The organism is Photorhabdus aballayi (assembly GCF_026153155.1).
In the GTDB taxonomy this organism is placed as follows: Bacteria; Pseudomonadota; Gammaproteobacteria; order Enterobacterales; family Enterobacteriaceae; genus Photorhabdus; species Photorhabdus luminescens.
The window spans coordinates 20520-34855 of sequence record NZ_JAPFCD010000027.1; the positions used below are offsets into that span (position 1 = coordinate 20520).

14 protein-coding genes are annotated in these 14336 nt (G+C 42.8%); 4 read left to right on the plus strand and 10 right to left on the minus strand.

The genetic code is table 11. The annotated features are described in order from the left end of the window. Positions 1-77: 77 nt before the first annotated feature. On the plus strand, positions 78-929 hold the full coding sequence (gene cobB / locus OO184_RS14085) for a Sir2 family NAD+-dependent deacetylase (protein WP_265379732.1): 852 nt from the start codon (positions 78-80) through the stop codon (positions 927-929). Between the two features lie 55 nt (positions 930-984). Then, positions 985-2250: a peptidase T gene (gene pepT / locus OO184_RS14090; protein ID WP_265379733.1), complete on the plus strand. Its 1266-nt coding sequence runs from the start codon at positions 985-987 to the stop codon at positions 2248-2250. Positions 2251-2628: 378 nt separating this feature from the next. Here pepT and OO184_RS14095 read toward each other — a convergent pair whose 3' ends face one another. From OO184_RS14095 to rluE, 8 genes are all read right to left on the minus strand, one after another. Then, entirely contained in the window at positions 2629-3750 is a 1122-nt protein-coding gene (locus OO184_RS14095; RefSeq protein WP_265379734.1) for a ribosomal protein uL16 3-hydroxylase, read from the minus strand. Positions 3751-3833: 83 nt separating this feature from the next. After that, entirely contained in the window at positions 3834-5297 is a 1464-nt protein-coding gene (gene phoQ / locus OO184_RS14100; RefSeq protein WP_265379759.1) for a two-component system sensor histidine kinase PhoQ, read from the minus strand. A gap of 19 nt (positions 5298-5316) precedes the next feature. Further along, positions 5317-5985 (minus strand): two-component system response regulator PhoP, encoded by a 669-nt coding sequence (gene phoP, locus OO184_RS14105; RefSeq protein ID WP_036781478.1) that lies wholly within the window; start codon positions 5983-5985, stop codon positions 5317-5319. A 242-nt stretch (positions 5986-6227) separates the two neighbouring features. After that, positions 6228-7598 (minus strand): adenylosuccinate lyase, encoded by a 1371-nt coding sequence (purB, locus tag OO184_RS14110; RefSeq protein WP_265379735.1) that lies wholly within the window; start codon positions 7596-7598, stop codon positions 6228-6230. Between the two features lie 23 nt (positions 7599-7621). After that, the gene (gene hflD, locus OO184_RS14115) at positions 7622-8248 is read right to left on the minus strand and encodes a high frequency lysogenization protein HflD (protein ID WP_265379736.1); all 627 of its coding nucleotides are present in this window, start codon (positions 8246-8248) and stop codon (positions 7622-7624) included. Between the two features lie 2 nt (positions 8249-8250). Beyond that, on the minus strand, positions 8251-9354 hold the full coding sequence (mnmA, locus tag OO184_RS14120; RefSeq protein WP_265379737.1) for a tRNA 2-thiouridine(34) synthase MnmA: 1104 nt from the start codon (positions 9352-9354) through the stop codon (positions 8251-8253). Between the two features lie 84 nt (positions 9355-9438). After that, on the minus strand, positions 9439-9888 hold the full coding sequence (locus OO184_RS14125) for an NUDIX hydrolase (RefSeq protein WP_265379738.1): 450 nt from the start codon (positions 9886-9888) through the stop codon (positions 9439-9441). Beyond that, complete coding sequence (rluE, locus tag OO184_RS14130) at positions 9881-10510, minus strand: 23S rRNA pseudouridine(2457) synthase RluE (protein ID WP_265379760.1); 630 nt, start codon at positions 10508-10510, stop codon at positions 9881-9883. The genes OO184_RS14125 and rluE overlap by 8 nt, the downstream gene beginning before the upstream one ends. Before the next feature lie 139 nt (positions 10511-10649). On the opposite strand from rluE, the gene icd reads away from it, so the two are divergent. Together icd and OO184_RS14140 are read left to right on the plus strand one after the other, a co-directional pair. Further along, positions 10650-11903, plus strand: a complete 1254-nt coding sequence (gene icd, locus OO184_RS14135; protein ID WP_265379739.1) for an NADP-dependent isocitrate dehydrogenase — start codon at positions 10650-10652, stop codon at positions 11901-11903. A gap of 316 nt (positions 11904-12219) precedes the next feature. Then, positions 12220-12594 carry a hypothetical protein gene (locus OO184_RS14140; protein WP_265379740.1) on the plus strand — a complete coding sequence of 125 codons (375 nt, stop codon included), beginning with the start codon at positions 12220-12222 and terminating at the stop codon, positions 12592-12594. 225 nt (positions 12595-12819) lie between these two features. Here the strand turns inward: OO184_RS14140 and OO184_RS14145 are convergent, their stop codons facing one another. Both OO184_RS14145 and folE read right to left on the minus strand, forming a co-directional pair. After that, complete coding sequence (locus tag OO184_RS14145; RefSeq protein ID WP_265379741.1) at positions 12820-13398, minus strand: 6-carboxytetrahydropterin synthase; 579 nt, start codon at positions 13396-13398, stop codon at positions 12820-12822. Continuing rightward, positions 13395-14090: a GTP cyclohydrolase I gene (folE, locus tag OO184_RS14150; RefSeq protein ID WP_265379742.1), complete on the minus strand. Its 696-nt coding sequence runs from the start codon at positions 14088-14090 to the stop codon at positions 13395-13397. The genes OO184_RS14145 and folE overlap by 4 nt, the downstream gene beginning before the upstream one ends. Between the last annotated feature and the right edge of the window lie 246 nt (positions 14091-14336).

The window sequence follows — 14336 nt, forward strand, 5'->3', positions numbered from 1 at the left end:
ATGAGCTAATCAAAACGTTATGGTGTAAAAAACAGAAACCTAAGCAGCATTTAAGAAATCTTATTAAGGAAATCAGTATGCGAGTTCGTCGTCGGCTTAGTCGGCTTGGTCGGCTTCGTAAGGTTAAGCGTTTGAGGCAGCAGAGGTTTCGTAGCCGGATTTTTTATAGAGATAATCGATTGGCGCTTAATATGAAAAAACCTTACATCGTGGTATTGACGGGGGCCGGCATTTCGGCTGAATCGGGTATTCGGACTTTCCGCTCCTCTGATGGGCTGTGGGAAGAGCATAGGGTGGAAGACGTTGCTACACCCGAAGGTTTTCAGAAAGATCCAGAATTGGTGCAGGCATTTTATAATGCTCGGCGTCATCAACTTAAGCAATCAGAAATAAAACCGAACGCAGCGCATTATGCTTTAGCTGCGCTGGAGCACGAGCTTGGCGATCATTTTTTGTTGATTACCCAGAATATCGATAATCTTCATGAGCGGGCGGGCAGCTATCGCACGGTGCATATGCATGGTGAGTTGTTCAAAATCCGTTGTTGCCAATCTGGGCAAGTGTTTGAGTGGACAGACGATTTGACGACAGATGAGCGTTGTCATTGTTGTCAGTTCCCTTCGCCATTGCGTCCACATGTTGTTTGGTTTGGTGAAATGCCTTTGGAGATGGAACAGATCTACTCGGCACTGGCTCAGGCAGATATTTTTATCGCTATCGGCACCTCTGGTCATGTTTATCCTGCGGCTGGATTTGTGCATGAAGCTAAACTGGCAGGGGCGCATACGGTAGAGTTGAACTTAGAACCAAGTCAGGTAGAAAGTTTATTTGATGAAAAGCATTATGGACCAGCCAGTCAGATAGTAGATGAGTATGCCAGAAGGTTAATTGATAGTATTAAAGAATTTAAAGCTGATTTGACGCAATAATTATTGTGTTTCTCTTCCTCATAATGGGTAACGAAATCCCTGGGGGAAGAGAATAATGGACAGATTACTAGAACGTTTTTTTAAATACATATCTTTTGATACTCAGTCAAAGCCGTCAGCGAAGACTATTCCCAGTAGTCATGGACAGCTCGAACTTGCTAACGTGCTGAAACAGGAGCTGATCGAATTAGGTTTTTCCAATGTGATACAGGATGCTCATGGTTGTGTTATGGCAACATTACCAGCCAATACATCTTGGCCTGTACCTGCTATCGGTTTTATTGCTCACCTTGATACTTCACCTGATTTCTCTGGAAAAAATGTAAGTCCACAAATGTTGGAAAATTATCGAGGTGGTGAGATTGCTCTGGGAGCGGGTAATGAAGTGTTATCGCCGGTTATGTTTCCTATCTTGCATAACATGTTGGGGAAAACACTGATTACTACTGATGGTAAAACACTGCTTGGCGCCGATGATAAAGCGGGTATTGCAGAAATCATGACTGCAATGGTTCGTCTGAAAAATAGCAATATCTTACATGGTGATATTCGGATTGCGTTTACGCCTGATGAGGAGATAGGTAAGGGGGCGCACTATTTTGATATTAATTCATTTGATGCTGAGTGGGCATACACCGTAGATGGCGGTGGTGTAGGTGAATTGGCATTTGAAAACTTCAATGCAGCGGTAGTAACCGTTAAGATTGTTGGTAATAATGTTCACCCTGGTAATGCTAAAAATGTGATGATTAATGCTTTATCGCTGGCGATCCATATCCATCAGGCATTGCCATCGGAAGAAACACCGGAACGTACCGATGGATATGAAGGCTTCTATCATTTGCAACGTATTAAAGGCACGGTTGAGTGTGCTGAAATGCACTATATCATTCGTGATTTTGATCGGAATAACTTCGAAGAACGTAAAAAGAAGATGATTAAAATTGCGGAAAAAGCCGGTGAGGGGTTGCATCCTGGTTGTTATATCGAACTGACTATCGATGACAATTATTACAATATGCACGATGAGGTTATCAAATATCCGCATGTTATTGAAATTGCCAAGCAGGCAATGCTGGATTGTAATATTGAACCCGTTATTAAACCTGTTCGTGGTGGTACTAATGGCGCACAATTGTCATTCCGTGGTTTACCCTGTCCGAATATATTTATGGGAGGGTATAATTATCATGGTAAACATGAATTTGTTTCGTTGGAAGGAATGGAACAAGCTGTAAGTGTTGTCATGCGTATTGCTGAATTAACTGCACTGTTGTCTAAAAAGTCGGAAATAAGTCAGGCGTTTTGCAGCGTTAATTAATTTGATCAGATATTAATGGTAAATTTAGCATTACAAATTTTTAACAAAGTTTACGAAATTCTCCCCTTTGAATGCTAATTGAGAGCGAAGCGAACTTAGCAGCCCCCCACTATAATCACTTGTGATTTAGTGGGGAGAGCAAGTTACAGGCAGTGAGTGAATAACGGATCTAGATGTTGAACAGAATTAATGGTCTTTGATAACTATACCCGTTATCTTTCAAGTTGCCTCTTTGTTGGCTGCACTCACTCACCCCGGTCACATAGTTATCTATGCTCCCGGGGATTCGCTCCCTTGCCGTCGCGATGCATCTTGAAATCCATTGGGTATATATTACATATTGAATATTAAATGAAATTAACCTCTTGAGGTGAGGTATCAATCATTAAAGTACCAGTAACCACTATTGACCAATGCAGTGAGCAGTCTGATAAAACGAACATCATCTATTGCTTCACCAAGCATTTCTGCATTAATTTCATAATAGTGGCAAAGAACATTAGCTGCTTTAATATGAGGTGTATTTATTAATTCACCGTTAACAAAGCATTGATCGCCAATCCTTATAACCCGTAACCCGTTAAGGCGGTGGAGATTTTCACCTTGTTTCATTAATTCATAAATTTCATCACTTTCATAAGGTGGCTCTGGTGGAGCAATATCAAGTTCATGTCGTGACTGGGAGATGAATTCACCAAACCATTGCTGGAAAGTGTCAGGTTGTGCCAATAACTCGTTCATCATGGCGTGTAGCGCTGATAGTTCATGTGGTTGGACTAGTGCCGGATTTTCGCGGAAAGCCAGATCAGGATCGCTATAACGATAGCTGCCTAAATCATTAGCCAGTACATGATCGGCGAAGCTACTGAAAAGTTCACGGGAATTAGGGGCGCGGAAACCAACTGAATAATTCAGTGACTCTTCGATGGCATAACCTTCATGGGGAAATCCAGGTGGGATATAGAGAATATCGCCGGGTTCCATTTCTTCGTCAATAATGGCATTAAAGGGATCGACCTGTAATAGATCGGGGTGAGGACAGCGTTGTTCCATTGGTAGCTTTTCACCAATGCGCCAGCGACGGCGGCCCATTCCTTGAATGATAAACACATCGTATTGGTCAAGATGCGGACCAACACCACCACCGGGAACGGAAAAGGAGACCATCAGATCGTCTATCCGCCAGTCAGATAACACGCGGAATGGTTGCATTAGCGCGGCGGAAGGATGGTGCCAGTGATTAACCGCTTGTACCAGCAGCGACCACTCTTTTTCACCTAAATGATCGTAACTTTCGAATGGACCATGAGAGACATCCCAACGGCCATTTTTCTGGCTGACTAGGCGGCAGTCAACTTCATTTTCCATCGCCAGACCCGCTAGTTCATCGGGAGTAAGGGGATCAATGAATTGATGGAAGCCTTGTTTAATCAGTAAAGGCCGTTTTTGCCAATGATTCTGCAAAAACGCCTGCCAATCCAGGTTCAACTGATAGTCCATAGTGACATCCTGAGTGTGGAGTGAATTTCAGGGTATTATAACCAATAGTTAAATCCAGTATCAGACTGTAATGGCATATTTAACTAATCGTCATCATTAATTTGCTGGCATCGGAATATAACGCAAATTCTGGCGCCGCCAAGTGGGCTGTCACTGATACTGATATCACCTTCATATTGTTCGATAATTTCAGATGCAATTGACAATCCTAGCCCTTGACCAGGCCTCAAAGTATCAACACGTTGGCCTCGTTGGAAAATCATTTCCCGTTTTTCAATTGGCACCCCTGGACCATCGTCATCGACAATAATCATTATCGAATCGTGATCGAGCGCCACAGAGATCTCAACAAATTTAAGGCAATATTTACAGGCGTTTTCCAGCACATTACCCATGACTTCCATAAAGTCATTTTTCTCGCCAAGCCAGGTGATCTCCGGTGAGACATCTAACGTGAGACTGACCCCTTTACGCTGATAGACTTTTGTTAAAGCGCTGCACAGGCTATCCAGTAAAGCAGAAACAGAAGAAACTTTTCGCATAATGGTGCTATGTTCACTGCGCATACTGGCTCGATGTAGATAATAGCCTATCTGCTGAGAAATACGGCCAATTTGCTCCAGCATGATAGGTTCTGCCTGTTGAATAGTCATTTGTTTACTGTCACGTAAAGAACGGAGAGTTGATTGTAAAACAGCCAATGGCGTTTTCAAGCTGTGTGTCAGATCAGCCAGTGTTGTCCGGTATTTTGTATAGCGGTTGCGTTCGTTATTGAGCAACACATTAAGGTTACGAACTAGTCCCCGTAGCTCTGCCGGTGGGTTTTCATCCAGTTTTTCCCGTTCACCTTTTTCTAACGAACTGATCTGATGAATAAGCGATTTAATTGGCCGTAAACTCCAATGGGCTGCCAGCCAGATTAATGGGATAACCAGAATAAGATTGGCAATCAATACATAACCGAACCATTCCCACACTAGAACCGTTTTTTGTAAATCCTGTGGAATGGTATCGATGACTACAATAGTTAATGCTGGCAAATGAGCTGTCGCACTATATTTGTTGACAGAAACGGAGTGGGTTAGTTCGTTATCTTCATTTTCGTCAAGTGCGTCAAGTTTACCTAATTGCCCTTGTGTGTTAGCCGAGTGTGTTAGCAAGTCACGGCTGCTTTTTAGATCAGTATCCAGTTCATATAAACCATCTTCTTTTAACCATTCGCTAGGAATAGAGTTTTCGACTTTTGGGATATGGCGTTGACGCCAGAGGATGGTACCTTTGTTGTTATAAATCAGTACTAATGATGGGTTATTCAGTGTGAAATTAGGGGGTACTGAAATATCCAACTTATTATTATTCCACTGAGCAAGGCTGAAAAATAGATTACTTTGACTGCGTAGCAGTGTATAAGCGGTTTTATCAAAACTGACCAGATAACCGACGATGGCAACAATACCGTAAGACATGGTAAGAGCAAGAATAACCGCAGCAGTTGCCATTAAAAACCGGGTACGGAGTGAGAAAGGCTGCTTTTTGTGCTTAAGCACTTTTTTACCGATGAAAGTTTTATACATCAAAGCGATAGCCTTGACCACGAACAGTCACGATAGCTTCATAGGGCCAGATATCTAATATTTTTTTCCTTAGTCGACCAATTAAAACATCGATGGAGTGGCCTTCGCGCAGTTCAGCATCAGGGTATAATTGGCGCATTAATGACTCTTTAGTGACAACTTTGTCGCTATTACACATTAGGATTTCAATGATGCGGTATTCAAATGCTGTTAGTTTGACGCTCTCCCCGTAAACTGTTAATTCCTTGCGTGACAGATCAATTTTGAAAGGTGGGAATTCAATAATTTGAGAAACTAGCCCATTATTACGGCGTAGGAGTGCCTGCATACGGGCAATAATTTCTTCAAGATGAAAGGGCTTAGTAACATAGTCATCCGCTCCTGCATCAAGAACCGTGACTTTTTCTTGCCAACTTTCGCGGGCGGTCAGAACAAGAATGGGAAGTTTTTCATCTTTTTGGCGCCAGCGACGGATCAAACTCAGACCATCTTCTCCGGGCAAACCAAGATCGACAATGGCGATATCGGGTTCGCTCTCAACCAGATAGTAATCGGCTTCTTTGGCGTTTGCCGCGGCATCAACTAGATGGCCGGTATCACGAAGCTGTACCGTTAAATGGTGACGCAGTAACATGTTGTCTTCAACGATCAATATCCGCATGGAATAATCCTTCTCAACTCCAGTAGGCAGTATTGTAATAATCAATTCATTCGGACTGTTATATAGACAAAACTGCTAGTAAAAAATTCAATGCAATGGTTCTGGCTGAATATGTTAGATACATGGATCGGTAACAGCAAGACGTTAAGTAGAAATAGAGAATATAACTTTAAAGTGCGTTTGGGATTGGTTTATATAAGGATAGTAACAGACGGATGTTTTATCCGTCTGCTGAATATCAATTACTTCAATTCATCAACCAATGTAATTGCACGGCCAATATAATTTGCCGGTGTCATGGTTTTCAGGCGTGTTTTCTCTTCTTCCGGTAAATCCAATCCATCGATAAAGATTTTCATCCCTTCAGCATTGACGCGTTTACCGCGGGTAAGTTCTTTGAGTTTTTCATAAGGTTTTTCGATACCATAGCGACGCATCACTGTCTGGATAGGCTCAGCAAGCACTTCCCAGTTTTGATCGAGCTCATCCAGCAAGTGCTGCTCATTGACTTCCAACTTATTTAAGCCTTTCATCGTAGATTGATAAGCGATTAGAGCATATCCCAGGCCAACGCCAAGGTTACGTAATACGGTTGAATCCGTCAGATCCCGCTGCCAGCGGGAAATCGGTAATTTGCTTGCCAAATGACCAAATACCGCATTTGCCAGTCCCAGATTGCCTTCTGAGTTTTCAAAGTCAATTGGATTGACTTTGTGTGGCATAGTGGAAGAACCGATTTCACCGGCAATCGTTTTCTGTTTGAAATGGTTAAGTGCGATGTAACCCCAAATGTCACGGTCAAAATCAATCAGAATCGTGTTGAAACGGGCAATGACATCGAACAATTCAGCAATATAATCATGGGGTTCGATTTGAGTCGTGTATGGATTCCACTTGATGCCGAGTGAAGTCACAAAAGTTTCACTAAACTGATGCCAATCAACCTGTGGGTAAGCGGCTATATGGGCATTGTAATTACCCACGGCGCCATTAATTTTGCCGAGTATTTCGACTTGTTCCAGTTGGCGATACTGGCGTTCCATCCGGTGAGCAACATTGGCAAACTCTTTACCAACTGTGGAAGGCGTGGCAGGTTGGCCGTGAGTGCGAGATAACAGTGGTAAATCTCGATATTCACTCGCCATTTTTTTGATGGTATCAATCATCTGACGCCATTGCGGTAAAAGTACTTCTTCACGGGCTGTTTGTAGCATCAGCGCATAAGCTAGATTGTTAATATCTTCAGAAGTACAGGCAAAGTGAATAAACTCAGAAACTTTGTGTAGTGCAGGAACATGTGCAACTTTTTCTTTTAGAAAATATTCCACTGCTTTGACATCGTGGTTAGTGGTGCGTTCGATAATTTTAATACGCATTGCATCCTGTTCATTGAAATTTGCGATAATTTCATTCAGGTAAGCGTTTGCGTCTGTATCAAAAGCGGGAACTTCTTTAATTTCAGCACATTCTGCCAGTTTTTGCAGCCAACGTACTTCAACCTGCACTCGGAATTTCAGTAAGCCAAACTCACTAAAAATGGTACGTAATGCGCTGACTTTATCGCCGTAACGGCCATCGATCGGAGAAACAGCAGTTAGTGAGGATAATTCCATTGGTAGCAACTCCCGGATTTTATTTAACAATGAGAAAGAATATCTTTCGCCTGTTGGATCAGGCGTTGACGAGAAAACATTAATTGCAAGCGACCGCCGCCGACTTGTTGCCATAAGACCGCACAACGGATGCCAGCCAGTAGAATCGACCGGACTTTCGCTTGTACAAGTGAATTGCGCAGAACATCAGGGGAGCCTGTCACTTGAATACGTGGACCTAATGGGCTGATAACATCAACATAAATACCGGCTAACGCGTTGAACATCCCTTCGGACATGGGTTCAAAATGTGCCTGCTGGCGTTCTAACAAACTGATACGATTACTAAGCGCATCAAAAGCTGCCTGATTTTTATTTAGTCGGCGCTCCAGCGCGATCAGACTCAAGATATAGCGGGTGAGATCGGCAGAAATACCATTATTAGAGCTATTAAACATCCCTAGCATTGCGTTTAGCCCCATGCGCAGATTGCGCTCATGATTGCCGAACACATCTAAAACAGATGCTGGGTTAGTGTTCAAGATGCTATTGACCATAGTGGCGACAGCATCGGTATCACACTGGTTTTCATGAGCAAGTTGCTGTACCAGACGACCTGACTGGCAAATTCCCGCCAACGCCAGTGTGATATTGTAATAATTCTTTGCCACAATTACTCCTGCAAACGTTGTTCAATCACGCCGCCGCCAAGACAAACTTCACCCTGATAAAAGACGGCTGATTGGCCGGGGGTGACTGCGGCGACAGGGTTAGCAAAACGGATTTCTATTTTATCTTCGTTTATGGGGGTGATAGTGCAAGGAATATCCTGTTGGCGATAACGTGTTTTGACGACGCAATGAATTTCTTCAGTTAATGTCTCTCTATCAACCCAATGAAGTTGCTGAGCAATAAGGCCGGTAGACATTAAACGGGGGTGTTCATGCCCCTGCGCCACGAGCAGGATATTGTTCTGAACGTCTTTATCTATGACATACCACGGCTCTTCGCTGCCTTCTTTCGTCCCACCGATGCCTAAACCTTTACGTTGGCCCAAAGTATGGTACATCAGCCCTTGATGTTCACCGACGGTTTCTCCATCTACTGTCATAATCGGGCCTGGTTTAGCAGGTAAATAACGGCCAAGGAAGTCACGGAATTTGCGCTCGCCAATAAAACAGATACCGGTGGAATCTTTTTTCTTTGCCGTCACCAAACCAATTTTTTCGGCAATACGGCGAACCTCCGGTTTTTCCAGTTCACCGATAGGAAATAGGCTTTGCGCAATTTGCTGGTGGCTCAGAGTGTATAAGAAGTAACTTTGGTCTTTATTGTTATCCAGCCCACGTAATAATTGGCTTTTACCGTTAACATCTTTGCGACGGACATAATGACCTGTTGCGATGTAATCCGCACCTAAATCCTCAGCGGCGAATTCCAGAAATGCTTTAAACTTAATTTCTTTGTTACATAGAATATCTGGGTTAGGTGTTCTGCCCGCTCGATATTCAGAAAGAAAATGTTCGAAAACATTATCCCAATATTCGGCAGCAAAATTGACGGTATGAAGTTCGATACCCAACTTATCGCAAACGGATTGGGCATCAGCCAGATCAGTCGCGGCTGAACAGTACTCTTCATCATCGTCTTCTTCCCAATTCTTCATGAACAAGCCAGCCACTTGATAACCTTGCTGTTGTAGCAAATAAGCGGAAACGGAGGAATCTACACCGCCGGACATGCCGACAATGACTTTTTTCTGGCTGTTATCTGACATGGGAATCTCACTGGAGAAAAAAACAAGCGCCGTACTTTAACACGTTGCAGACAGGGGTGCATCAAACGTATTACGGTTTTGTCATTAAATAGACGGAGAAACATAACTATTCAATAGGGTAAGAGGATATTTTTCGTTTTGCAGGTAACAGCGGATACTTTCTGCCACGAGTGGAGAACGAAGACAATGACTGCTAAATATTTGTTCGGCTGTAACCCAATGGCAACAGTCGATATCACCGTCTTGTGGGTTGGCTACGGTTTGTTGTTCCATTTCAACCAGAAACAGAAAACGGATAAAGGGTGTGCCATCTGGCGCAACCCACTGATGAACTTTCAGTAGTGCTTGCGGCTTAGCCTGAATACCGGCTTCTTCCCATAATTCACGCTCCGCAGCTTGTAACAATGTTTCACCAGCCTCAAGATGACCAGCGGGCTGATTCCATAATGCTTTGCCATTAATGGTCTCTTCAACTACCAGGAATTTATTCTGGGCATGGACCACACAAGCAACTGTGACGTGGGGGCTAAACAAAATTGATCTCCTTCCATTCACCGGGTTTCATCTTGCCTAATTGCAAGTTTCCCATACTAAAACGAATTAGTCGAAGTGTCGGGAAACCGATATGTGCTGTCATTCTGCGTACTTGACGATTTCGGCCTTCATAAAGTGTTATTTTTAACCAGCTTACCGGAATATTTTTACGTTCACGAATCGGTGGCTGGCGACGCCAAAGCCATTCTGGTTCGTCAACTAACTCGGCACCTGCGGGTAGGGTGGGCCCATCTTTTAATATGACGCCATTGCGTAACTTATCGAGAGCGGTTTCATCTGGAACGCCTTCAACTTGCACATAATAAACTTTGGCCGTTTTTTTATTCGGTTGGGTTAGCTGTGCTTGAAGTTTGCCGTCATTCGTCAGGATTAATAATCCTTCGCTGTCACGATCTAAACGCCCGGCAGCATACACATTCGGGAACGAAATAAAGTCTTTTAGTGTTGTTCTGCCCATTTCATCAGTGAACTGGGGTAAAACATCGTAAGGTTTGTTAAATATCAACACTCGGCGAGGTACGGTTGTTTTTTTGACAGAATGTGATGTTTTTCTTTGGCTGAATCGGTTAAGTTTGTGTTTTTTAATGGGGAAATTTGTCATCATAGATCACTGCATAAAATGGAAGGGGTATTATACATTAGTCTGCTATCAATTGGCGTTCGCCGAATATTCAAGTAGTATTGACACGTCCCTTACAAAAAATTAACAAGGTATTACGCTTACTTGAAAGGAGAGGTTAATGGAAAGCAAAGTAGTTATTCCGGCGGAAGGTAAAAAAATAACAGTCGACGCTAAAGGTAAACTGGTTGTTCCGAATAACCCGGTCATCCCTTATATCGAAGGGGATGGGATTGGTGTCGATGTTACCCCTGCAATGTTGAAAGTGGTCGATGCAGCGGTTCAGAAAGCCTATCAAGGTGAGCGTAAAATTTCCTGGATGGAAATCTACACCGGTGAAAAATCGACTCATGTATACGGTAAAGATGTTTGGTTGCCGGATGAAACGTTGGATCTGATCCGTGAATATCGCGTAGCTATTAAAGGTCCTCTGACGACGCCCGTTGGCGGCGGTATTCGTTCTCTGAACGTAGCATTGCGTCAGCAATTAGATCTGTATGTTTGCCTTCGTCCTGTTCGTTATTACCAGGGTACGCCAAGTCCGGTTAAACAACCTGAATTGACGGATATGGTTATTTTCCGTGAAAACGCGGAAGATATTTATGCCGGTATTGAATGGAAAGCAGGGTCTGTCGAAGCGGATAAGGTGATTAAATTCCTGCAAGAAGAGATGGGCGTCAATAAAATCCGTTTCCCACAGCAATGTGGTATCGGTGTGAAACCCTGTTCTGAAGAGGGCACTAAACGCTTAGTTCGTGCTGCCATCGAATACGCAATTGATAATGACCGTGAATCTGTCACTTTGGTTCACAAAGGCAACATTATGAAGTTCACCGAAGGTGCTTTCAAAGACTGGGGTTATCAGCTTGCTCGTGAAGAGTTCGGTGGTGAACTGTTGGATGGCGGCCCTTGGGTGAAAATTCAGAATCCGAAAAACGGTAAAGAGATCATTGTTAAAGATGTCATCGCAGATGCGTTTCTACAACAAATTCTGCTGCGCCCTGCTGAATATGATGTTATCGCCTGTATGAACCTGAATGGTGACTACATTTCTGATGCTCTGGCTGCTCAGGTTGGTGGTATCGGTATCGCTCCGGGAGCAAACATCGGTGATGAGTGTGCTCTGTTTGAAGCAACTCATGGCACAGCACCTAAATATGCCGGTCAGGATAAGGTGAATCCAGGTTCTGTGATTCTTTCCGCTGAGATGATGTTGCGTCACATGGGTTGGACAGAAGCTGCCGATCTGATCGTTAAAGGTATGGAAGGCGCGATTGCCGCGAAGACGGTGACTTATGATTTCGAACGTCTGATGGACGGCGCCAAATTACTGAAATGTAGCGAATTTGGTGACGCTATTATTCAGCATATGTAATCTGTCATCATAGTGAAAACTTCACGGTAGCTAATGCTTCCGTGGGGTTTTCTGAATTTACCCGGATTTTTGCTGTAAAATTCTTAAAAACAGCGGCAGCCAGCGTACTTGTTTTACGTTATATTCTTCGATTCCATTTTATTTTCAGGTAGTTATCTGTTGTTTTTACCTTTTTATGATTTATGGCCTTAATTGGAAAATCTCAATCACTTAAAGGTATATATTGTTGTTTTATTAAGCGTAAAATTTTGCAAGTCATATAGGGTAGAGTGTATACTCAGATTAGTATTTATTCTGTCTGATAGGGAGATGAAAAGTGAGTGACTCAGATGATAAAAAAATAGAGTTTAGTACTAGCGATGTACTAAACGCTCTCTTGCATCGAGGGCAAAATATGCAACATCTTGCAACTCAGGAAAGTGTTGATAATTTGCGCCGTGAGACTGAGGCTAACTTTGTGTCACTTGATAAGCGTTTCGAATCTATTGATAAACGCTTTGAATCTGTTGATAAGCGATTCGAATTAATAGATAGACGCTTCGAATCTCTAGATAAACGTCTTGATGTTATGGATAAGCGTTTTGATAAACTTGAAGGTAAATTTGATCGACTTCAATGGTTTATTGTTGCTGCGGCGCTGGCGTTGCTATTCAAAGATTATATTTTTAAAGCGGCGGCTGTTATCCAGTAACTTGCAACCTTACTGCAAGTTACTGCTAACATTATTCTTTTATCTATATTTTTCTCATTGTTTTTTGGCTACGATATCTTCCAGCTCATCCGAAAATAGAGGGACATTGATAAACGGACGTTTCTTATTGTTGAGAGCTTCGATACTTAGCAATAATTGGGTGAACAAGCCGTAAGATATCGCTGTCTATATTGATAAGTCCTCGTTACATTCATTCACTGTGGTTTAGTGCTCAGAAGTGTCTGATGCAACAACATTCCTTGAGTCGTATTCAAACCGGCCCATTGCTTGTGAATAAGCTTTTAGCTCTTCAAAGCGTTGGCTGAGAAATGCGCTGCGTTCCTCTTCATGAATTGAATCGGCATTGCAATCTGTAAAACAATTGGGCGTTTCATAGAGTCTGACGTGATGAATTTTGAGGCTATCCCATTCACTAAAAAGAACTTCCATAGTGAGGAATATCTCTTTTGCAATATTCTCAACGGTTGGATTGCAGTATTCCCCACTAAGATTTAGGCTCATCAGTCTGAATTTACTGCGCGTAGCATGAACAGCGGATATAAAATCTGCATCCTTGGGATTAAGAATCGAGGCGTGATCCAGATGTTCATCAATCCATGCGGCGCCGATACGTTTTATCTCTTTGAAATCTATCGCGTATCCAATTGGTTGCATCTGTTCAAATGAGAAAGTGAGTTCATACAGATAAGTGTGTCCGTGGATGTTGAAGCATTTCACCCTCTCGTTCATCACTCGATGAGCGGAGTCAAAAGAGCCTTTGCGCGTAATATATTGAATTGTCATGCGATACCTCTAATCAATTCATAGAAGTCTTGCTTGGCTGGTGAATTAGCATCGGCGAATACACCTGAGAACATTTGTGTCTTCATCCGGCTTTTCTGGTGGCGTACACCTCTGCAACTTACACAGTTGTGTGATGCATCTATCAATACGGCGACGCCCTGATTTTTTTCACAGACTTGGTTTATTGCATTGTGGATTGTTGCTGTTAATCGTTCTTGTATCAGCCCACGTCTGCCAAAATGTTCGACGATTCGATTTAGTTTTGACAGGCCAAGGACACGGCCATGTTGACTTGGCATATAGGCGACGTGAACATAGCCCCTAATTGCTTGATGATGGTGAGAGCACATGGAGTCGAGAGCGATCCAGCCGTCGAAGACAATACCATCATAATTATCTGCTGGAAATGTGGTGATAGGCCCCATTGGTTTATATCGGCCTTTCCATAGGTCAAGGACATAAGCTTTTGCAACACGTCTCGGCGTGTCTTTCGAATTAGGATCATTTTGCCAGTCAACGCCAAGAGCGGTCAGGAATTCTCCGAATGATATAGCAGCGTTATCTATAATAAGGTTAAGTTCAGTTTTGGTCAGAACTTCATTGGGGCCATGTAATGCGCGTTTTTTTGCTAATTGCATAGATATTCCATCTGCAAATCCTTGCGTGGTGATTTCCAAATCTCTTGGTTCCATGAGAGGCACCTCGTTATTGTCACTAAATGGTTTCATTATGATCCGTTTGGAGAAAACCACATTGCCGTTTAACGGATCGGTATTTAGACCCTTACTGTATGAATCCTAAATAAAATAATGGCGGGTATCATGACCTTTGCAGTCATTTTTAAGACCTTTTAAGTCTTAATTAAATAAGCCGATATTAAGATTTTTGTTTGCCAGTTCCATCTATTTACGCTGTGAAATCGCTCATTAAGTTAGATA